Here is a 20083-nt window from a genome sequence, read left to right as displayed (position 1 = left end):
AGATACAAAAAAGCCAGCATGTATGCTGGCTTTAAAATTATAATCGCGCGAGTAAACAATGGCGTTAGGCGTTATTTCTTTGCTTTAGCGAACGCATCGGCAAAGGCATTACCCATAGCACTGTTTTGCTGCTGGCTTTGTCCGCCACCACGCTTGTGGGGCTTATCTGCGCGAGGATTACCACGCTGAGACCCATTAGTTCGTGGATTCCCATTAGACTTTGCGTTAGCAGCGCCATTGCTGTTATTGCTTTTGTCTGCTTGATTCGACGAGGTTGGGGTATCTTCTAAACGCATAGTAAACGATATACGCTTACGTGGTACGTCTACCTCAAGTACCTTAACTTTAACGATGTCTCCTGCTTTCACTACATCCCGTGGATCTGAAATGAACTTGTTGGTTAGCGCTGAAATATGCACTAAACCATCTTGGTGTACACCAACATCCACGAATGCGCCAAAGTTAGCAACGTTGCTCACCACGCCTTCTAAAATCATACCCGGGGTAAGATCTTTAATGGTCTCTACCCCTTCTTTAAAGGTGGCAGTTTTAAACTCAGGGCGAGGATCGCGGCCTGGCTTATCAAGCTCACTTAAAATATCTTTTACCGTGGGTAAGCCGAAAGCATCACTGGTAAATGTATCAGGCGATAAGGTTTTTAGTAGCTCTGTGTTACCGATAAGATCGTTAACCGCTACTGCGGCCGTATCCACAATTTTATCAACCACAGGGTAAGCTTCGGGGTGAACCGCAGACGCATCTAGCGGGTTACTTCCATTTACAATACGTAAGAATCCAGCGGCTTGTTCGAAGGCTTTTGGCCCCAAACGCTCGACTTTCATTAGTGCTTTTCTATTGTCGAAGGCGCCATTAGTATCTCTAAAATGCACAATGTTATTTGCCAGCGTCTTGTTTAACCCAGACACATAACTAAGTAGCGCGGGTGAGGCCGTATTTAAATCTACACCCACAGCATTTACACAGTCTTCAATAACGCGGTCGAGAGATTTACCTAACTGGCTTTGGCTAACGTCATGCTGATATTGGCCTACACCAATGGCTTTAGGTTCAATTTTTACAAGCTCGGCTAGCGGGTCTTGCAAACGACGAGCAATTGAAACTGCACCACGTATAGACACGTCCAAATCAGGTAGCTCGTTTGAGGCTAATTCAGAGGCTGAATAAACCGAGGCGCCGGCTTCGCTTACCACGATTTTTTGTGCACCTAGCTCTGGGTTATTTTTAAGCATTTCCCCGACAAGCTTATCGGTTTCGCGGGAGCCTGTACCATTACCTATACTAATAAGCTCAACTTTATGTTGCTTACATATAGTGGTGAGGGTACGCAGTGACTTGTCCCACTGATTCTGAGGCGCATGGGGGAAGATGGTATTTTTAGCGACAACTTTACCTGTTTTATCAACGATGGCGACTTTCACTCCCGTACGCAGACCAGGATCAAGACCCATGGTGGTCTTAGCGCCAGCAGGAGCGGCCATTAGCAAATCGTTAAGGTTCTTAGCAAACACCTCAATCGCTTCTTCTTCAGCGCGTTCACGAAGGCTACTGAATAACTCAGTTTCCATGTGTAAGGCGATTTTAATTTTCCACGCCCACTGCACTACTTGCGTTAAGAAATCATCGGCAGGACGTTGACGGTGCATAATATTGTAGTGGCTAGCAATAAGGTGTTCACAGTGAGAAGGCGCACTGGCATCATCTTGCTGCGGGTCGGCATCAAGTTGAATATTCAACATGCCTTCGTTACGACCACGAAACATAGCAAGGGCGCGATGTGAGGGTGCATTTTTGTATTTTTCGCTGTGTTCAAAATAGTCTTTGTACTTAACCGCTTCTTGCGCTTTACCGTTTGCTACTGTGCTTTTAATATGTGCGTTTTCAACAAGGTAGTTACGAATTTTACCAAGCAGTGCCGCATCTTCAGCAAACCGTTCCATTAAAATAAAGCGAGCGCCTTCAAGCGCGGCTTTAGTATCAGCCACGCCTTTTTCGGCATTAACATATTCAGCAGCTAATTCGTCGATAGATTGGTCAGGGTTAGCAAATAAGGTATCTGCTAAGCCTTCAAGGCCTGCTTCAATGGCTATTTGACCTTTGGTGCGTCTACGAGGCTTAAAGGGTAAGTATAAGTCTTCCAATGTGGTCTTACTGTCAGCGCCGGTTATATTGCGCTTCAACTCATCAGACAGTTTTCCTTGTTCATCAATAGATTTTAAGATGACTTGGCGTCTGTCTTCTAGTTCACGAAGGTAAGTAAGACGTTGCTGAAGCGTACGTAACTGAGTGTCGTCTAGCCCTTGAGTGGCTTCTTTACGGTAACGTGCAATAAACGGCACCGTTGAACCTTCATCAAGAAGCTTAACCGCAGCACTGACTTGGGAAGTTTGTACGGCAAGTTCTTCGGCAATTTTGTTAATAATCATAATACGCTCTAGGCAATAGCAAATAAGGATGTAGGGGCTAGCATTAGCCTTTTTACACCGCTTTCATTTTAGTTGGAATAACTGGCGGCAATTATACCACCGCGACGGGTCAGGAGAAGCCTGTTTGTATGGTCAGTATTCATGGAAAACGTTTTAACTTTATTACAGTTTATCGGTTGGATCGTACCAGATACGGTTTATCCACCATTCTTTTACATCTGTTTCAGTTTTTACCGTAACATCATCATCTTCTTCTTTCCCCACTAGGGCTCGAGCCATAGGAGAGTCGATAGAAATATAATCTCGACGGCCAAATATTTCATCGTAACCCACAAGGCGAAGTTCTAGCACCTGCCCTTGTTCGTTTTCGATTTCTACCCAAGCACCAAAATAAACTTTATTTTCCTGCTGGGGACTATAATCTACAACTTTTAGGTTTTCCAAACACTTACGTAAGTAACGTACGCGCCTGTCGATTTCACGTAATTTTTTCTTATTATATTGGTAATCTGCGTTTTCACTCCGATCACCTAAACTAGCAGCCCACGTTACCTTTCGGGTGGTCTCAGGCCGTTCTACCCGCCACAAGTGGTCAAGTTCCTGTTTTAACTTTAAATATCCTTTTCGTGTTATCAGTGGTGTTTTCACAATTATTTAGCTAAATTGAAATCTTATGGCTAGTGTATGTGGGTGAATTAATAGAACGCAATAAACAAATGCGTCGAAATCTCCCATTTAAACCACTTTGTGTAAATATTGAACATAAACCTTTAGGTTGTTGTCGCAGTATAAATAATAACCGGCTAATGAGCGGGAACTCGAATGGAAGATGATGCACGAAAGGTGGAAAAAAAGCTTGTAGACAGGCGCAGAGCTGTAACTAACAGTTCAATGGGCGGCACTATTGCAGGCTTCATGTTGTTTTTAACTGGCGCGTTATTGGTGCTATACGGCTTGCTTGATATTGTCGTACGTATGGACAGCCTAATAACCGCAGGGTATCTCGTGATTGGCTTATTGATGTATAAGGTTGGGCAATATCTGTTAAATCACTTTGCGGTATTTAAAGTGCAGCGTGAACGGCGTCGCGCGCCACCACGTCATACTTAAATAAGTTGTCGATAGGCCGCACAATAAGCGAGTTATCGAATGGCCAACTGTCTAATACACCTTGTGCGTAAGGTGTGCATTTGCTGTATCTGCAGTGATGTCTATGGTGCAGCCTTCACTTCTATCCGTTTTTCCCAGTACTACAGTCAGTTAACGCATTAAAAAAGCCGACACTTAAACAAGTATCGGCTTTTAATAGCAACGGCAAACGCAATTGCGTAGCCGCTACTCGGCGTTAAAGCGCGGCGTGATATTACTCAGCAGCTTCTTCTTCAACGATTTCTAGCAATTCAACGTCGAAAATTAGCGTTGAGTTAGGTGTAATTGAACCGGTAGCACGTTCGCCATAGGCTAAGTCAGAAGGGATATGGAAGCGGTACTTCGCGCCTTCTTTCATAAGTTGCACGCCTTCAGTCCAACCAGGAATAACTTGGTTAAGTGGGAATTGAGCTGGCTCACCACGCTTGTATGAGGAATCGAATTCAGTACCGTCTAGTAATGTGCCACGGTAGTGAACTTTAACGATGTCTTCAGCCGCTGGGCTTGCGCCTTCACCTTCTTCTAACACTTCATACTGAAGGCCAGTCTCGGTGGTGGTTACGCCATCTTTTTTAGCGTTCTCTTCTAAATACGCCGCGCCGGCTTCAATATTGTCTTGTGCGGCCTTTTGCGCCATTTCTTGTTGCTTAGCACGAAGTACTTCTTCGCCTTGCTGAGCAATTTGCTGAATTTCTTGTGGGGTAAATTTCAATGTATCGTTAAGGCCATCTTCAAAGCCTTCTTTCAACGCCGCTTCATCTAGCGGAAAGCCCAGTTGCTCTTGCTGTTGTGCGCGGTTGCTCACGAACAAGCCCATACTTGCACCCATAGCGTACGCTTGTTTTTGTACGTCTGTCATTGATTCTGTCGAAACATCGGCGGTTTCAGCGATGTCAGTGCCGGTAGTAGCGGCCTCATCAGAGGTATTTGGCTGACAGGCAAAAAGGCCTAGGGCAGCAATAGTAGATAAGGCAACAAGCGACTTCTGCATAAAACGTCTCCATAAATTTTTATCATCATGCGTCTATGTTTAAACTGCTGCATCCAGGGCAGTCTGCACGATAGTGAAAGATGCGTGATCCATGCTATGTTAAACCTAGCATTCACAAAGCGAAACCTATTTGATTATGTTTAGGGCTCAAATGTTCCCCAGATTATTGTTACTCACCTTATTAATAAGTGGATCTATAGGATGTAGCTTCCCCGAGACCACACCAATTAAACAATGGCGGCACGTTGAAGAAGGGGCCTATGCAGCTGATATATCGCCGGATGGCACTATTTCCGTTGTATCAGGTATCAACAATGGCATCAATGTATGGCGAATTGGCGAAGACACTCCTTTATATCAATGGAGCCATCAAGGGGAAGGCAATAATTTAGTCGTTTCGTTACATATATCAGCCGACAATACTCATGTAGTCACTGCTGACAGAGAAGCGTTTGCGCTGTGGAGCATTGAAACCGGCGACCCAATTGGCTTTTGGCGTATTGACGAAGCGTCGATTCGAGATGTCGCCATCTCGAATAACGGTAATGGCATCTTGGTGGCTCGTTCGAATGGTAAGGTCATGTTTTTTGAGCCTAAAACGCAGCGCAGGTTAGAGTTTTTAGGGCATCAAGAAAAAGTGAACTCTATTGATATCTCCCCGAATGGCAAGTTTGCGCTCACCGGTGGCAACGACTATATCGCGTATTTGTGGAGCACAGATACAGGGCAAATAATCCATACCTTCACGCACCCTTCCCGGGTAACTAAAGTGGCGTTAGACGACAAGGGCCGTTTTGCCTTTACTGCCGATAGCCAAAGCAAATCACAAGTGTGGAACGTGCAAACTGGCGAGGCCATTAGTGGGCTGAGTTTTATTGCGAGACAAAAGATCTTCACTGATGCTGTATTTTCTGATGATGGTAAGTATTTGCTAACAGGCTCACCATCACGCCAAGTGTATTTGTGGGATTTGAAAAGTGGTAAGGAAGTAGATGCTTGGCAGGTTGCTTCACGAGACACTGTTTCACCGCCAACTGCAGTTGTTTATGGCGTTGGCTTTATGTCCAATGGTAATATTGTGACAGAAAGTAGCAGTGGTCTTGCCGAAGTATGGCAGCGCAGTAAATAGAGTAGATTATGACAGATAAAAATAGCGGTACTGACAGTGTCGCATTTCGGGTAGAACTCGATAGTACGAACAACAGTATTGAAGAGCTCCAAACGAAAATAGCGTTTCAAGAGCATACTATTGAAGCCTTAAACGAAGCGCTGTCTTCGCAGCAGCAACAACTAGATGAGCTTACCTATAAGTTACGCCACGTTATCGACAAGGTTAAGTCAATTGAGCCTTCGAACATGGCCAAAGACTCAGAAGAAACACCGCCTCCCCATTATTAATAACCCGAACCCTAATATTAGCTTTCGAAGCATTAGCGAGCCTTGATGTTACGATAAGGCCTGTTGTGTTAGGGCGTAGAGCGCTAGGGTATAGAAAGCTAGCGCGTATCAGGTGACGTGCTTTGACTGTCTGATTCAGCGGTGTTGGTTGAATCAGGCAATGCGGGTTCAGATAAGGTTTCCAACTCTACCGACTCTTCAATGTCGCCGCTGATTGCTTTAATAAAAGCGTTTTTGATAATGGCGCCCAGTGCACTAAATACATCGGTATCTGGGCTACTCAAATCCCCTTCAATCAGAATACGAGTAGCGACTTGACCTTCACTTTGGTTCTCAAATATCTCAGTAATAAAAGCCGATAATAGCTCTACGGTACCTTCAAGAAATCCATCGCCATCTCGTTCAATATCGCCCTTCCATGAAAATACTTCCACATGGTGCAAAATGGGTTTTATGTAACCCTTTACTTTTCCATCATCGGCAGCGACTTCGGCAGCCAGCGTAAGTGAGCCAGCCTCTAGGTCGAATGGCGCGTAGGTATCCAGCAGGTTCTTAAAGTTAATTAGTGCCACATTATCGGCTTGAAGATTGAGATCGAAAGTGGGATTTTGTGTGGCAGGGTTAAGCTTTGCTTTAAGGTTCAGTGTACCCTGCTGGGCAGTTTGTGCGCTCACTGTAGCGTTAGCCACCCGATTGTCAGATAACGCATCGCTATTCACTAGATTCGTGACTTCACCTTGAATATCGTGCAGCGAGATATCAATAACAGGAGAGGTTTCAGGGTTATAAAAACCAATTTTCCCATCTGAAACACTGAGTTTATCGATACTTAATGGGAATAGTTGATTTGCAATGTTGAGCCAATCTTCGTTTTTACCGGCTTGACTGTTATCACTGGTGGCACCATCGACAAAATTAATTTCAGGACGAGTAAGGTTTACAGTACCGCTTGCGGCCCCTTTGATAAGTTGGCTCCAGTTTAATGTAAACTCAACCTTATCGGCGCGAAACAATGGCTTGTCTACTTGGCCGTTAGACTTGTACAACAACACATGCTCTAAACTATAAGCACCGCGCCATAGCATTAAATCTACGTCACCTACTCGGCCGCTGTATTCACCCGGCTGACTGAGTGTTTTATTGATATACCACTGAGCCGCATAAGGCATGCTCATACGAATGATAATGAGCAACCCAAGTACAATGGCGAGCGAAATAAATAAGTAACGATTTGCGGTTTTCATAAATACTCCTTTCAAAGAGTATTTCAAGATTTATGCCGCCCAAAGTCAGTCTAATGTAAATGTGGTGAGGTTGAATAACTCTTTTTTATCAGTGAGTTAATGTGGTGGAAGATGGCGCTTTTTAACACTGCATAATGTAAAGATACGCCGAATGTGGGCGGGATCTTCACAGAATGCGTAATAGTTACTGCTTATGAGTAGTACACTGGCGCTAATGGTAATAGCGTGAACAGTGTAATCAGAAGTGACACAAACGTGATGGATTCAACCGCGAACTAGTGAGGTTTGAAAATGCCAATCACGTTTTCGTTTTCGCGGGTGGCGGCATTCACTTGTTCTTCGGTTTGCGCTTCATTGTAACCACAAGCCACGCACTCTAGCTTTTCTACGTTATTTTCGTAATATAGCGAGATAGTGTCTAACGCTTGGCATTTTGGGCAGGTAGCGCCTGCAACGAAGCGGCGTTTAATCGATTTTTGCATTGCAGCTCTCTTAACGTAATTTACTCAGTATTATACCGTGAAAAGCCATTTCCTGATCAGATTTTGATAGGAATTTGCTATTATACGCGACCTAAATTGTTCCCGCGAAGGTTATGAATGATAAAGCTTACCAACGTATCGCTAATGCGTGGCAGAAAAGTGCTGCTAGAAAATGCATCAGCGCAGGTATTTCCAGGCCATAAAGTCGCCCTTATAGGGAGCAATGGCTGTGGCAAATCGACCTTGTTTTCCTTACTGCGTAACGAAATGTCTGTAGATGCAGGCGACTGTGTGGTGCCTGCTGATTGGCGTATAGTGAGTGTTGCACAAGAAACTCCTGCCACCGACAGACGTGCAATAGAGTACGTTATTGATGGTGATAAAAATCTTCGCCGTTTACAAGCACAGCTTCACCAAGCTGAGCAAGATGAAGACGGCGTATTGATTGGTAAAATTCATGGCCAACTAGAGCAAGCTGGCGCTTACGATGTAGAAGCAAGAGCCGCGACTATTCTATCAGGGCTGGGCTTTACCAACGTTCAGCTTACCGCACCGGTTACTGATTTCTCTGGTGGTTGGCGTATGCGTCTTAACTTGGCGCAAGCACTGCTATGCCCCTCTGACCTATTGTTGCTAGATGAGCCCACAAACCACTTAGATTTAGATGCCGTTATTTGGCTAGAAAAGTGGCTGCAGCGCTACGAAGGTACCTTGCTGCTCATTTCTCACGATAAAGCGTTCATTGATAACACGGTAGCGCAAATTATTAGTGTTGAGCAGCAACAGCTAATTACCTATACCGGTAACTATTCTGCCTTTGAAAGGCAGCGTGCCGAACGACTTCGTTTACAAAATATAGAGTTTGAAAAGCAGCAGCAAAAAGTGGCGCATTTAACCTCTTTTATTACCCGCTTTAAGGCCAAAGCGAGTAAAGCCAAGCAAGCGCAAAGCCGCATTAAGCAACTTGAAAAAATGGAAACGCTGTTGCCAGCTCATGCGGCTAGCCCATTCAGTTTTGAGTTCGTACCGCCTGCTGCACTGCCTAACCCCCTGGTGCAAATGGAGCACGTACAGTTAGGTTATGATGACCATATTGTATTGCAGCAAGTGAAGCTTAACTTGGTGCCAGGAAGCCGTATTGGTCTATTGGGGCGAAACGGCCAAGGTAAATCTACTCTTATCAAGTTGTTAGCTGGTGTACATGCCCCGAAACAAGGCGTTTTCGATACTGCTAAAGGCCTCAAGATTGGTTACTTTGCTCAGCATCAATTAGAAACTCTCGATCCTAACGCCACGCCTATTTTGCACTTACAGCGCATAGACGAAAAAGCTACCGAACAGCAATTGCGAGATTATTTAGGCGGTTTTGGCTTTAACGGCGATGAAGCGCTTTCAGCTGTTGCGCCTATGTCTGGTGGCGAAAAAGCGCGGTTAGTGTTAGCGCTTATTGTGTATCAAAAGCCAAACTTGTTATTGCTCGATGAGCCTACCAACCACCTTGATTTAGAAATGCGTCATGCGTTGAATATTGCGCTACAAGGCTTTGAGGGTGCCATGGTGTTGGTATCGCACGATAGATTTTTACTCTCATCGGTATGCGAAGACTTTTACTTAGTAGATAGCGGCGAAGTGGCGGCGTTCACTGGCGACTTAGACGACTACCGCGACTGGATTTTAAAGCAACAAGCCGCCGAAAAAGCCAAAGCGAACAGCGATGCGAAAGCGTTAAATGAAGACGCAAGCGCTGTTAGCGAGCGTAAAATCGATCGTAAAGAAGAAAAGCGCCGAGAAGCAGAGTTTAGAAAGCAAGTCGCACCACTGAAAAAAGCCTTAGAGAAGCACGAAAAGGCCATGGACAAATGTTCAGACGAGTTGAAAACCCTTGAAGCATCGTTATCAGATACAAGTTTGTATAACGATGATAAGAAAGCCGAGCTGATGCAACTGTTAGATAAACAGGCAAAGCTCACTCAGGAGCTTGAAGAAGAAGAGATGCAATGGCTCGATGCACAAGAGCAAATGGAGGCGCAGCGCGCAAGCTATGAAGCACAATAATGCGATTGTAAATGCAGAAGATTTTTGGCAATACGCAGGTAGTCGCTATGGCAAAGGCGACGTAGCGCCACTTGCCATTTTGTTGCAAGACCGCCATGGTGTGAACGTAAACATACTATTGTTGATATGCTGGTGTATTGAACATGGCTTCATTATTAATTTGCCTCAGTTAAACGCGGTGATAAACGCCGTTGAAGCATCAGAGCACGCTCTTAAGCAACATCGACTTGAGCGAAAGCAAGCGAAGCCAGAAGACAAACAAGATGCAAACTACCCGCAGGCCTTAGCGAAATACAATCAGCTAAAAGATGACGAGCTGGAATTAGAAAAAGCGCAACAAGCTATTATTGTAGAAACGGTTAATAGCCTTGGTTTAGCGTCCTTGCCCTCAGGCGCCTCTAGTATGTCAGGTGTGTTCAATGCCTCTATCGCTGCACTTATTAATGGGTATAAGCTACGAGAAAAACAGGAAGCCCGTGAATTAATTAGCCAGTTACTTAAGCAATTGTCGTAGAAAAAAATAAGAAAACATCATGAGCAAAATCGCGTTATCGCATGGAAAGATTATAAAAAGCAGCTTTCGGGTACCAAGTTGGGCAAAGAACCGTCATGTTCAAACTATATGGCCACGCTTCATTCAAAAACGCTTACCGCTAAAATACAGCATGGAACGCCTAACATTGCCAGATGACGATTTTGTCGACGTTGCATGGGGGCCAAAGCCCGCAGAGCCTTCGGGCATTATTGTGATGTTCCATGGCCTTGAAGGCAGCATTCGTTCACATTACGCCAATGATATGATGGCCAATTTATCGGTAAATGGCTGGCAAGTGGTGATGATGCACTATCGTGGCTGTAGCGGTGTTCCGAACCTAAAGCCAAGAGGCTACCATTCTGGCGAGACTGGCGATCCGAGCTTTTTTCTTGATTGGCTAAACCAAAAATTCCCCCAACTCCCTAAAGTTGCTGTGGGCTTTTCGCTTGGTGGTAACATGCTGTTAAAGCTGCTTGGTGAGAACCCCGCGCAAAAGTGGCTGAATGCGGCTATTGCTATATCGTCACCGTTGAAGCTGTCTGAGTGTGCCAAATCAATTAACCACGGTTTCTCGCGGGTGTATCAGAAATACCTCTTAAACAGCATAAAAACCACGCTACGAAAGAAAATGTCGTTTATCGACTATCGTAAACTTATCCAATTAACGGGTGATGATGTTGATGGCATTTCCAGTTTTGCGCAATTTGATGAAAAAGTCACAGCGCCCTTGCATGGTTTCGAAGACGCGAACGACTATTACGAGAAGTGCAGTGCGTACCACTTCTTGAGCGCTATTCATTGCCCTACGCTTGTATTACACAGTATTGATGACCCCTTTATGAACCATTTAGTGGTGCCTAAAGAAGAAGAATTAGCACGCAATGTTACCCTTGAACTCAGTGAGCGTGGTGGCCATGTTGGCTTTATGCAAGGTTCGGTGTTTAGCCCTAAAGTGTGGCTTCATGAAAGGGTAAAAAGGTACGTTAGCGATGTACTGCCCATTAACCCCACCACGCCCTACGTGTAAGTTTCCTATCTTGTTTGCACGTTAGCTGGCTTTATCTCATGCTTAATCGTTAGCGTGAGCTCACTTTTTTCTGGAGGCAGAGATGATAATTCCAATCGACGCGGTTGATACCGAAACCCTACATAGTTTAGTGGAAGCATTTGTGCTGCGAGAAGGCACAGAATACGGCGCTGAAGACGTCACTATGGAAACCAAAGTGACACAGGTATTAGATGCGCTTAAAAGTGGTGAGGCCGTGCTAGTGTATTCAGAGCTTCACGAGAGCGTGGATATCAGACCAAAAGGCGATGTGACATCCCAAAGTGAGTCTGCTGAAGAAGAGTAGGTATACCTGCTGCTTAAAACAGAGCTTGTACGTAAATTGAAGAATAAAAAAAGCCGGGCGAGTGACCCGGCTACCTTTCATCAGGAGAGCATCCCAAAACGAGAAAGGTTTAGAAACTGTAGCGTGCAGTTACCTGCATGACGTCTAAGTCATCCATAAGCTTGTAGTTGGCACCCACGGCCCATTGAGGGGTGATGTAATAGTTCGCGCCTACTTTGAACGTGGCATCGCCATCTTCAACGTCGTAGTAGCCTACTTCGCCTAGAAGCTCAACCTGCTCAGTCACCATAGAACGAACGCCAGCATTCACACTGTAGCCCGTCTCATCATCGAAATCGCCATCGATACGCTCAAAGTTGGCGCCGAAATATGCATCGGTAGTGGCGTTAAGTGGCATTCTGTAACCAGCACCTAGGGTTAGCATATCGAAATCGAAGCTGCCTTCTTCAAAGTTGCTGTATTCACCGTTTAAGTAAATGTTGCTGTTTAATAGATATTTGCTGCTTAGTACGAAACCATCGGGTTCGAACGATTCGTTATCGTCAAAATCCATCTTGCTATAGCCGCCTTCTACATAACGCCAGTCTGGAGACTCGGCTAACGTTGCAAAAGAGGCTGCGGTAGCGGTAAGTGCTGTAAGTAAAGTGATTGCTTTGCGCATTTGAAAAAACTCCTATTTATCGCAGAAAGAAAAAATACCTGCGCTTCAAATTTTGCGAACCTGTGCATCGTGATGTGCAAACAAGTATCGCGAATTCCATCGTTAAATCTGAAGTTAGTTTTGCAAAGGGTTTGCCAATCACGATATGAACTGATGGTTAAATAGACGATTTTTCTTTAACATACAGAAAGATAGCGGTTTTTACCTAAAGCTGCTTTTTATCTCCGGAATAGATTTATCAAATAGTGTTGATTATCTGAACAACAAAATCTGCTAAATGTGTATCTAAAAAACAACACTATATCCTTTCGTCTAATGACTGGTACGTTTTTACACAGTGAAAGATGGCGCTTAAATTCAAAAAGTACTTTTGTAAATGTTTGAAAAGATGACGTTTGATGGTTATTCAACCTCTTTTAGATAAGTTGGATCATTCTTTGCAACTGCTCTTAATGAGTTCAAGCGCGGTTAATTCGCTACCCAGTTCTTCTTCCTTTATGGGTAAGCGAGGTTCCTATCAAAAAAGCACCTTTGGGCATTCATCTACGGAGTTAGCTGGTGGCTTTTTTGAACGCGTTTTGGCATAGCCCTAATTCACGGAGATTACGACATGCACCAAGAGTTTAAACAAGGCCGCTTTGATGGCGTGAAGAGCGTCAGCAAAGTAACTAAGCGACGCTCCAGGTCACTTTTCTCTCGCGTTGCGGTTGTGATTACCAGTGCGTTGTCATTATTAGTCGCGCCAGTGATTAATGCTGAAGGGGTGAGTAATAGCAACGAACCTCGTGATGCATCCCCTATTCTTCAATCTGTTATCGACGCCGCAAAAGCGTCTGCCGAGGAAAGCTATGAGCAAAACGATCATGGTCTCGATGACGGATTAAAATCAATTGATTATCAAACCTATCGGGCTATCCGCTTTAATCCTGAAAAAAGCCTGTGGAATGGCGAGAACGACTACGAAGTGCAGTTTTTTCATCCTGGCTTTCTTTATGAGCTACCTGTGACAGTTCACACTATCGATGAATCTAATAGCGCTCAGCGTATTCCCTTTTCTAGTGACATGTTCCGCTATGACGACAAAGCTGCGCCGTTAGCAGGGCTGACCAACGATAAAACGGGGTTTGCAGGCTTTCGGGTTCATTACCCATTGAAAAATGAAGCCTATAAAGATGAGTTTGCCGTATTTTTAGGGGCCTCTTATTTTCGTCTAGTGGGTAAGAACCAAGTATATGGTATTTCTGCTCGAGGGCTTGCCATTGATACTGCCCTAACGAAAGGGGAAGAATTTCCTCACTTTACTGAATTTTGGCTTATTGAGCCTAAAGAAGGCCAGCCTATTACGATTTATGCTCGACTGGAAAGTCCGTCAGTGGCCGGTGCGTACAAGTTTGTCATTGAGCCAGGCATAGATACACAAGTAGATGTGAAAAGCTGGTTGTTTGCCCGCGAAGATGTAGAAAAGCTAGGTGTCGCCCCTTTTACCAGCATGTTTCTTTATGGCGAAAACAGTGAAAAGCGCTCAGACGACTATCGCCCTGAAGTACATGACAGCGACGGTGTATTAATGGTGACACATGCAGATGAAGAGATTTGGCGTCCATTGACTAACCCAGCAAAACTACAAATTACTTCGTTAAGTGACAGCGCGCCAAAAGGTTTTGGCATGTTACAGCGCGATGGCGAGTGGGGTAACTACTTAGATGGTGAAGCAAACTATCATATTCGCCCAGGCCTTTGGGTAACGCCCACCGAAGGGTTCGAGAAAGGTCGCTTAGAGGTGGTAGAAATACCGACTAACTCAGAGACGCACGACAATATTGTGGCGTACTGGGTGCCTGAAGCGCCATTACTTAGCGGTGAATCTCGTTATTTTGCGTATACCTTAAAAACAGTAGAGCGAAACCCCGTTGTTAGCGAGTTAGCAACCGTTATTCGTACACGCCAAAGTAAACCGTCGTTACCTGGCGAGAAAGTGAAAGATGAAACAAAGCAGGCTCAGCGCCGCTTTATTGTTGATTTCTCTTCTCCTGACTTCTCATCGCCGGAACTGGCAGCACCTGAATTGTCAGCTAATGAAAATACGGCTACAAGCTTCAACCCAGACACTACCAAGCTTATTGTGCAAGGTAGCAATGGTGCAATTTCTCAGCAGCGCCTTTACCCCGTTAATGAAGGTAAAGAATGGCGCGCCACTTTTCTTCTTATGCCCAAAGACAAAAGCACGGTAGATATGCGTGCTTATATCGAGCTAGATGGCAAACGTATCAGTGAGGTTTGGAATTATGTCTATCAACCCAAGTAATGCTTCCATTTCCCCTAAATCCTCAACAAAGCGTGATCGATTCATCACGACAGGAGAGCACATGCGCTTATTTATAATGGCAATGTTAGTGCTTCCGAGTACGGCTTTGGCCGGTTGGAGCCTTTATGAAATTTTTCTTCCTAATGGGTTAACTAAACTTGAGATGGCCCAGCTTGGATTAGGCCTAATGTTGTTCGCTTGGCTGTGTATGGCCTTTTGGACCGGTATTATCGGTTTTGTACTACAACTGTTTAATATTGACCCTTTAAGCTTACGTAAAAAGCAAAGTAAGCCTGATGAAGCCACACAGTTAACTCAGCGCCATGCGGTGGTAATGCCTGTATACAATGAAGATACGCGCCGAATTATGGTGGGTTTTGAAGCGTGTGTCCGTGAGTTAATGAATACGCCACAAGCTGATCATTTCGATTTTTATATGCTAAGTGACACACGGGATCAAAACAAAGCAGATGCCGAGCTTCGCGCGTGGCAACGTATGACCAAGCGTTTAGGCAGCTACGCGTCGCAGGTATTTTATCGTCGCCGGGAAAAGAACCTTCATCGCAAAGTGGGTAACTTAAAAGAATTTTGCGAACGCTGGGGCGCGAACTACGAATCTATGATTGTATTAGATGCCGATAGTATTATGACTGGCGAGCGAATGTTAGATTTAGCCCGCCGTATTGAACAAAACCCAGATACCGCATTAGTACAAACTATCCCTATGCCGGTACGTCAAAATACCTTCTTTGGCCGCTTTGTACAATTTGCTGCGCACCTTTACAGCCCAATGCTGGCAACAGGTTTGTCATTTTGGCAAACCGATAGCGCCAACTATTGGGGTCATAACGCGATTATTCGCATTGCGCCCTTTATGCAGCATTGTGGTTTACCTAAATTAGAAGGCAGGGCCCCGTTTGGTGGTGAAATTTTAAGTCATGACTTTGTTGAAGCTGCGCTACTTCGCCGTGCAGGCTGGCAGGCCTATTTACTGACCGATACCACGGGCAGCTATGAAGAAGTCCCTAGCAACGTTGTCGATTACGCTATTCGTGATCGTCGTTGGGTACAAGGTAACATTCAGCATTTAGGTTTGCTGAACGTGAAAGGCCTGAAAGCGGCTAACCGTCTTCACTTCTTATTTGGTGCGTTTGCCTATATTTCATCACTAATACTGTTTTGTATGCTAGCGCTAGGTACAGCTGATGCACTCATCCGTGCTACGTCTGTTCCAGATTTCTTTACCTCTGAATATCAGTTATTCCCAAGCTGGCAGGTAGCCCGTCAAGATATGATGATGGTCACAATGTGGGGTACAGCTGCGTTGTTATTTTTACCTAAAGTACTAGGGATAGTATTGGCGCTTATCAAACGCAGAGAAGAGTTTGGTGGCACCTTTTCGTTACTGAAAAGTTCTGCATTAGAAATTACAATGGCCATTCTTATTGCACCGTTAATGATGTTTTATCATAGCTTCTTTGTGATCAGTGTTTTTGTTGGTCATTCTGTTAAATGGGAAGCACAAGAACGTGAAGGTAAAAAAGTACCTTGGAGTGTGGCCTTTAAGCATACTCAAATTATGAGTTGTTTAGCCGTAATTTGGGGTGTGACTACATTTTATTACACACCATCGTTATTTATGTGGTTGCTACCTGTGTTAATTGGAATGGTACTGGCTGCGCCGGTTATTCGTATTACTAGCAGTGATAATCTAGGCATACAAATGCGTAAATGGGGCGTGTTTGTTATCGACCAAGAAGTGAATGAATGCACCGCGCTTAAACGTTTGCGGGTGGCTATGAATTACTTCGCATTGTCTCAGTACAAGGCAGAAGAGCCAGCACTCCCTGAAAGTTTGTGGGTAACCATGCCTGAGCAAGTATTAAGTGAAAAGCCGCTGCCTATGCGTCCAGCATTGGTCAATAACGCGTAACGTGTTGTACACGTTAGTGGATTAAAGCGCTGAACATAATCAGCCAGACACAAAAAAGCCGGCAGCTTTACTTCAAAGGTAAAGCCCCGGCTTTTTCTATATAAGGTGTACTTACTGGGTAAAAGTTACGGAGAAAGAAACCGGAACCGTAGTAGTAATACTCTTTAGCCCTGCAATTTTTTGCAATGCTTCAATACCTGCCGTTAGTCCGAAAGACTCAGCTTTAATTAGCGTAGGCGCGGTAGTTGAAACCGTTAAAGTATCTGCGTCTACTTTGCTTGCCATTACAGAGAAGCTAGTAGGAACCGCCATACCATGCAACGTTAAAATGCCATCAACTTTGCCGCTGGCCACTTCGCCGTCGGCTAAATTCAGCATTGACTCAGGTAAGGTTGCATCGAAAGTTGCTTCAGCAAACTCTGTCACATTGAATAGCATGTCTTGCATACGTGTATTACGAATATCGATTGACGTATTTACCGACGCCAAATTAACCGTAACACGCAATTTTCCAGCATTAGATAAACTGCCTTCAAAACTATCGAATTTATGTACTTCGGTAATTTGTGAATTCTTGGTAGAAAGGAAATGCAAAACACTGGTGTCGCCATCTAGGTCCCAGTCAGCAAGTGCAGGAAACGTAAGACCGCATGCAAGCAAGGCAGTTGTTACCTTACGAATACGTGTCGTCACCATAATATTACTCCTTTAAATAATAATAATGTCCACTCGAGACTACTCGAAGATGGCATAGACCAAATAACCTAACGTACTAATTACGATGAGGGTTTACAAAATCATTATACTGGACAACATCTTTCCATGGCACTCTTTGATCGCCCATTACTACAAAATCTGGGTTCTCTAGCGAATGACGCTGGTTATAAGTAAGCGGTTCGAAGTTAGCAGCAGCAATACTGCCTCCAGCTTCAGATACTATGCACTGTGATGCACCTGTATCCCACTCACCCGTTACACCAATTCGCATAAATACATCGGCCTTACCTTCTGCAATAAAGCAGGCTTTTAGCGAACAGCTGCCTAATGGCAGGGTTTGATAAACCCGCTTTGCACACATACGACCTAATACTTTTTCGCGGCTTTGCCTACGACTAATGGCAATCATCACCACACTGTTTTTAGGATCATCAAGCTTACGGACGGCAATTTTCTCTTCCCCGTCAGGTGACGATTTATAAGCCCCTTTACCCTTCTCGGCAAAATACAGCGATTGCCCAGGGGGCCAGAAAATAACACCAATTTTAGGCTGATTATTTTCAATAAGTGCTATGTTCACCGCAAAGTCACCGCTTCTGGCGATAAACTCTTGGGTGCCGTCGATAGGGTCGATAAGCCAATAACGCGGCCAATCTTTTCGCTCTTCCAAGCTGGCATGCTTATTTTCTTCAGACAGAATAGGAATGTCGGGGGTGGCGTCGCTTAAGCGTTTAACAATAATATCGTTGGCAAGGTAGTCGGCGCTAGTAACTGGAGAATCGTCTTCTTTTTGGTAAGCGTCAAAATCGCCTTTATCATACACTTTAAGCACAGCTTCGCCGGCTTCAACGGCAACGGTTTTTGCGAGCTCTAATAGTTCGCTGTGGGGGTGTTCATCGGGCATAATCTATTGGTCCTTCAACCATTTTTGAGCAAGTAACAGCGCAGCGATACAGCGGGCTTCAACAAAATCTTCACGAGCCAGTAACGCGTCTGCTTCAGCAAGGGGCCAGTGAATCACTTCCAATGGCTCAGGTTCATCACCCTCTAGTTGTTCAGGGTATAAATCTCTTGCTATTACAATGGTCATGTTGGCATTAAAAAAGGTAGGTGCCATGCTAACTTTGTGTAATTCAATCAGCTCATTCGCACCAAAACCTGCTTCTTCTTTCAATTCTCTATCGGCGGCTTCAATGGCGGTTTCACCTGGGTCGATAAGGCCTTTTGGAAAGCCAAGTTGATAGGAGTGAGTACCTGCGGCATATTCACGAATCAATACCATGGTATCTTTATCAATCATGGGAACAATCATGACGGCGCCACGATTGCCTCCTGCCATCCGTTCAAATTCTCGCGTTGCGCCATTAGAAAACTCTAAGTCTAGGCGCTCTACGCGAAAAAGCTTACTTTGGGCAACAATTTCCCGATTGTGAATTTGCGGTAACGGCTTGTTCGGGTCAATTTTTCGCATGTCTCTTGCTACAACTTTGTTATCATACCTACTGTAACTAGCTTACTTCATTATAAGGAAAATCGCTTGCCCTTTCTGCCCTGGAATGAAATTGATACGGTGTTGTTAGATATGGACGGCACCCTACTGGATTTGCACTACGACAACCGGTTTTGGCTAGACCATTTGCCAACGCGTTTGGCTGAAATCAAAGGTATTCCTGAACAAGAATGTCGTGACATGATGGCCTCACATTATGAAAAAGTGCACGGTCAAATTCAGTGGTATTGCCTCGACTATTGGGCAGAAACACTGGATATCGATATTATGCCGATAAAGCGCGAGTTGGCGCACCTTATTGAAATTCGTCCCGATACCGTCCCTTTCTTAGAGGCGTTGCATCAGTCTGGTCGCGAGGTGGTGTTAGTTACTAATGCACACCCTGGTAGTTTGTCGTTAAAAATAGAGCGTACGCAGTTAGACGCACATATTGATAACTTAATCTCCACCCATGAGTTTGGTGTCACTAAAGAGTCGCAGTTGCTGTGGCAGAAGCTACACGCACGCTTAAACTTCAACCCAGCGAGAACCTTGTTTGTAGACGATACAATACGAATATTAGATGCGGCAAAAGAGTTTGGTATAAAGCACCTTCTTGCGGTTGATAATCCTGACAACACTTTACCGAACCGTAATATTACCGAATTTCCTGCTGTTACCGACTATCGTTTAATGTTAGATGATATTTTGGCAAACCCTGTCTCTAGCAACGAAGGAGGTAAACATGCTGAGTAAATTATTTGTAGGGTCTAAAAACCCGGTTAAGGTAAATGCGGCGCACATCACGTTATCCATTACCTTAGAGCAAGATTTCGATGTTTACGAAGTGGGCGTACCTAGTGGAGTTTCTGAGCAGCCTATGAGCGAAGAAGAAACGCGGCTAGGCGCGGTAAACCGCGTAAAAGCACTTATTGATATGCACAAAGACGAGACAAACGATTCGTGGTATGTGGCTATTGAAGGTGGTGTTGATGTATTCGAAGATGGTCCTGCTACCTTTGCTTACGTGGCGATTTATAACGGCGGGCGCATGTCGATAGGCCGAAGTGCCAATTTGCCGTTACCGGTTAGTGTGTATCAAGCATTGCAGCGGGGCGAAGAACTAGGCCCTGTAATGGATAAGTTATTCAATACTACTAATGTGAAGCAAAAAGGGGGCGCCATCGGCTTGCTTACCCTTAATCATGCTTCGAGACAAAGTGTTTATGAAGTCGCGCTTACGTTAGCCATGGCAAAGTTTCATTTTCCCGATTTATATACCGATTGATATACAACATATACGCTGCTAGTTGCCTTTGAAATAACAT

20 protein-coding genes are annotated in these 20083 nt (G+C 44.7%); 11 read left to right on the top strand and 9 right to left on the bottom strand.

Features of this window, described 5'->3' with window-relative positions:
- Positions 1-71 precede the first annotated feature (71 nt).
- Positions 72-2444 (bottom strand): Tex family protein, encoded by a 2373-nt coding sequence (locus J5X92_RS03485; RefSeq protein ID WP_126872124.1) that lies wholly within the window; start codon positions 2442-2444, stop codon positions 72-74.
- A 162-nt stretch (positions 2445-2606) separates the two neighbouring features.
- The gene (gene greB / locus J5X92_RS03480; RefSeq protein WP_126872123.1) at positions 2607-3092 is read right to left on the bottom strand and encodes a transcription elongation factor GreB; all 486 of its coding nucleotides are present in this window, start codon (positions 3090-3092) and stop codon (positions 2607-2609) included.
- A gap of 174 nt (positions 3093-3266) precedes the next feature.
- On the opposite strand from greB, the gene J5X92_RS03475 reads away from it, so the two are divergent.
- Entirely contained in the window at positions 3267-3554 is a 288-nt protein-coding gene (locus J5X92_RS03475; protein WP_013786697.1) for a hypothetical protein, read from the top strand.
- 253 nt (positions 3555-3807) lie between these two features.
- Here J5X92_RS03475 and fkpA read toward each other — a convergent pair whose 3' ends face one another.
- Positions 3808-4584, bottom strand: a complete 777-nt coding sequence (fkpA, locus tag J5X92_RS03470; RefSeq protein WP_013786696.1) for an FKBP-type peptidyl-prolyl cis-trans isomerase — start codon at positions 4582-4584, stop codon at positions 3808-3810.
- A gap of 196 nt (positions 4585-4780) precedes the next feature.
- Between fkpA and J5X92_RS03465 the strand changes: the two genes are divergently transcribed.
- Together J5X92_RS03465 and J5X92_RS03460 are read left to right on the top strand one after the other, a co-directional pair.
- Positions 4781-5713, top strand: coding sequence for a hypothetical protein (locus J5X92_RS03465; RefSeq protein ID WP_193352912.1), 933 nt, complete (start codon positions 4781-4783; stop codon positions 5711-5713).
- 8 nt (positions 5714-5721) lie between these two features.
- A complete protein-coding gene (locus tag J5X92_RS03460) occupies positions 5722-5982 on the top strand; it encodes a SlyX family protein (RefSeq protein WP_013786694.1) in 261 nt (86 codons plus the stop codon).
- 98 nt (positions 5983-6080) lie between these two features.
- Here J5X92_RS03460 and J5X92_RS03455 read toward each other — a convergent pair whose 3' ends face one another.
- Together J5X92_RS03455 and J5X92_RS03450 are read right to left on the bottom strand one after the other, a co-directional pair.
- On the bottom strand, positions 6081-7226 hold the full coding sequence (locus J5X92_RS03455; RefSeq protein WP_208804641.1) for a DUF748 domain-containing protein: 1146 nt from the start codon (positions 7224-7226) through the stop codon (positions 6081-6083).
- A 275-nt stretch (positions 7227-7501) separates the two neighbouring features.
- On the bottom strand, positions 7502-7708 hold the full coding sequence (locus J5X92_RS03450; protein ID WP_013786692.1) for a YheV family putative zinc ribbon protein: 207 nt from the start codon (positions 7706-7708) through the stop codon (positions 7502-7504).
- 117 nt (positions 7709-7825) lie between these two features.
- Here J5X92_RS03450 and J5X92_RS03445 point away from each other — a divergent pair, with 117 nt between their 5' ends.
- The 4 genes from J5X92_RS03445 (at position 7826) to J5X92_RS03430 (ending at position 11650) form a co-directional block, all read left to right on the top strand.
- Entirely contained in the window at positions 7826-9763 is a 1938-nt protein-coding gene (locus tag J5X92_RS03445; RefSeq protein ID WP_208804639.1) for an ATP-binding cassette domain-containing protein, read from the top strand.
- On the top strand, positions 9750-10277 hold the full coding sequence (locus J5X92_RS03440; protein WP_013786690.1) for a TIGR02444 family protein: 528 nt from the start codon (positions 9750-9752) through the stop codon (positions 10275-10277). Before J5X92_RS03445 ends, J5X92_RS03440 begins: the two co-directional genes overlap by 14 nt.
- Positions 10278-10296: 19 nt before the next feature.
- Positions 10297-11325, top strand: coding sequence for a hydrolase (locus tag J5X92_RS03435; protein ID WP_126872119.1), 1029 nt, complete (start codon positions 10297-10299; stop codon positions 11323-11325).
- 82 nt (positions 11326-11407) lie between these two features.
- Positions 11408-11650 carry a YheU family protein gene (locus tag J5X92_RS03430; RefSeq protein WP_013786688.1) on the top strand — a complete coding sequence of 81 codons (243 nt, stop codon included), beginning with the start codon at positions 11408-11410 and terminating at the stop codon, positions 11648-11650.
- 109 nt (positions 11651-11759) lie between these two features.
- On the opposite strand, the gene J5X92_RS03425 is transcribed toward J5X92_RS03430, so the two are convergent.
- Positions 11760-12311 carry an outer membrane beta-barrel protein gene (locus J5X92_RS03425; protein ID WP_126872118.1) on the bottom strand — a complete coding sequence of 184 codons (552 nt, stop codon included), beginning with the start codon at positions 12309-12311 and terminating at the stop codon, positions 11760-11762.
- 610 nt (positions 12312-12921) lie between these two features.
- Between J5X92_RS03425 and J5X92_RS03420 the strand changes: the two genes are divergently transcribed.
- Positions 12922-14616 carry a glucan biosynthesis protein G gene (locus J5X92_RS03420; protein WP_126872117.1) on the top strand — a complete coding sequence of 565 codons (1695 nt, stop codon included), beginning with the start codon at positions 12922-12924 and terminating at the stop codon, positions 14614-14616.
- Positions 14597-16549 (top strand): glucans biosynthesis glucosyltransferase MdoH, encoded by a 1953-nt coding sequence (mdoH, locus tag J5X92_RS03415; RefSeq protein WP_208804637.1) that lies wholly within the window; start codon positions 14597-14599, stop codon positions 16547-16549. The genes J5X92_RS03420 and mdoH overlap by 20 nt, the downstream gene beginning before the upstream one ends.
- Before the next feature lie 111 nt (positions 16550-16660).
- On the opposite strand, the gene J5X92_RS03410 is transcribed toward mdoH, so the two are convergent.
- The 3 genes from J5X92_RS03410 to nudE all read right to left on the bottom strand — a co-directional run bounded on the left by J5X92_RS03410 (position 16661) and on the right by nudE (position 18737).
- Positions 16661-17245 carry a YceI family protein gene (locus tag J5X92_RS03410; RefSeq protein WP_013786683.1) on the bottom strand — a complete coding sequence of 195 codons (585 nt, stop codon included), beginning with the start codon at positions 17243-17245 and terminating at the stop codon, positions 16661-16663.
- Positions 17246-17321: 76 nt separating this feature from the next.
- Positions 17322-18170 carry a 3'(2'),5'-bisphosphate nucleotidase CysQ gene (gene cysQ, locus J5X92_RS03405; RefSeq protein WP_013786682.1) on the bottom strand — a complete coding sequence of 283 codons (849 nt, stop codon included), beginning with the start codon at positions 18168-18170 and terminating at the stop codon, positions 17322-17324.
- Positions 18171-18173: 3 nt separating this feature from the next.
- Positions 18174-18737, bottom strand: coding sequence for an ADP compounds hydrolase NudE (gene nudE, locus J5X92_RS03400; RefSeq protein WP_126872115.1), 564 nt, complete (start codon positions 18735-18737; stop codon positions 18174-18176).
- A gap of 66 nt (positions 18738-18803) precedes the next feature.
- On the opposite strand from nudE, the gene yrfG reads away from it, so the two are divergent.
- Both yrfG and yjjX read left to right on the top strand, forming a co-directional pair.
- On the top strand, positions 18804-19511 hold the full coding sequence (gene yrfG, locus J5X92_RS03395; RefSeq protein ID WP_126872114.1) for a GMP/IMP nucleotidase: 708 nt from the start codon (positions 18804-18806) through the stop codon (positions 19509-19511).
- On the top strand, positions 19501-20043 hold the full coding sequence (gene yjjX, locus J5X92_RS03390) for an inosine/xanthosine triphosphatase (RefSeq protein WP_013786679.1): 543 nt from the start codon (positions 19501-19503) through the stop codon (positions 20041-20043). The genes yrfG and yjjX overlap by 11 nt, the downstream gene beginning before the upstream one ends.
- Positions 20044-20083: the final 40 nt, after the last annotated feature.

It is taken from the genome of Alteromonas sp. K632G (genome assembly GCF_017653625.1).
GTDB classification, from domain to species: Bacteria; Pseudomonadota; Gammaproteobacteria; order Enterobacterales; family Alteromonadaceae; genus Alteromonas; species Alteromonas naphthalenivorans.
The sequence above is the reverse complement of the archived record's forward strand: the minus strand, read 5'-3'. Positions and strand labels throughout refer to the sequence as shown.

Excerpts from the sequence above, each read along its gene's own strand:
- J5X92_RS03420 (WP_126872117.1), top strand. The coding sequence starts at position 12,922 with ATGCACCAAGAGTTTAAACAAGGCCGCTTTGATGGCGTGAAGAGCGTC.
- J5X92_RS03440 (WP_013786690.1), top strand. The coding sequence starts at position 9,750 with ATGAAGCACAATAATGCGATTGTAAATGCAGAAGATTTTTGGCAATAC.
- mdoH (WP_208804637.1), top strand. The coding sequence starts at position 14,597 with ATGTCTATCAACCCAAGTAATGCTTCCATTTCCCCTAAATCCTCAACA.
- cysQ (WP_013786682.1), bottom strand. The coding sequence starts at position 18,170 with ATGCCCGATGAACACCCCCACAGCGAACTATTAGAGCTCGCAAAAACC.
- J5X92_RS03435 (WP_126872119.1), top strand. The coding sequence starts at position 10,297 with ATGAGCAAAATCGCGTTATCGCATGGAAAGATTATAAAAAGCAGCTTT.
- J5X92_RS03425 (WP_126872118.1), bottom strand. The coding sequence starts at position 12,311 with ATGCGCAAAGCAATCACTTTACTTACAGCACTTACCGCTACCGCAGCC.
- yjjX (WP_013786679.1), top strand. The coding sequence starts at position 19,501 with ATGCTGAGTAAATTATTTGTAGGGTCTAAAAACCCGGTTAAGGTAAAT.
- fkpA (WP_013786696.1), bottom strand. The coding sequence starts at position 4,584 with ATGCAGAAGTCGCTTGTTGCCTTATCTACTATTGCTGCCCTAGGCCTT.
- J5X92_RS03455 (WP_208804641.1), bottom strand. The coding sequence starts at position 7,226 with ATGAAAACCGCAAATCGTTACTTATTTATTTCGCTCGCCATTGTACTT.
- J5X92_RS03475 (WP_013786697.1), top strand. The coding sequence starts at position 3,267 with ATGGAAGATGATGCACGAAAGGTGGAAAAAAAGCTTGTAGACAGGCGC.
- J5X92_RS03450 (WP_013786692.1), bottom strand. The coding sequence starts at position 7,708 with ATGCAAAAATCGATTAAACGCCGCTTCGTTGCAGGCGCTACCTGCCCA.
- J5X92_RS03460 (WP_013786694.1), top strand. The coding sequence starts at position 5,722 with ATGACAGATAAAAATAGCGGTACTGACAGTGTCGCATTTCGGGTAGAA.
- J5X92_RS03410 (WP_013786683.1), bottom strand. The coding sequence starts at position 17,245 with ATGGTGACGACACGTATTCGTAAGGTAACAACTGCCTTGCTTGCATGC.
- J5X92_RS03430 (WP_013786688.1), top strand. The coding sequence starts at position 11,408 with ATGATAATTCCAATCGACGCGGTTGATACCGAAACCCTACATAGTTTA.
- nudE (WP_126872115.1), bottom strand. The coding sequence starts at position 18,737 with ATGCGAAAAATTGACCCGAACAAGCCGTTACCGCAAATTCACAATCGG.
- J5X92_RS03445 (WP_208804639.1), top strand. The coding sequence starts at position 7,826 with ATGATAAAGCTTACCAACGTATCGCTAATGCGTGGCAGAAAAGTGCTG.
- J5X92_RS03485 (WP_126872124.1), bottom strand. The coding sequence starts at position 2,444 with ATGATTATTAACAAAATTGCCGAAGAACTTGCCGTACAAACTTCCCAA.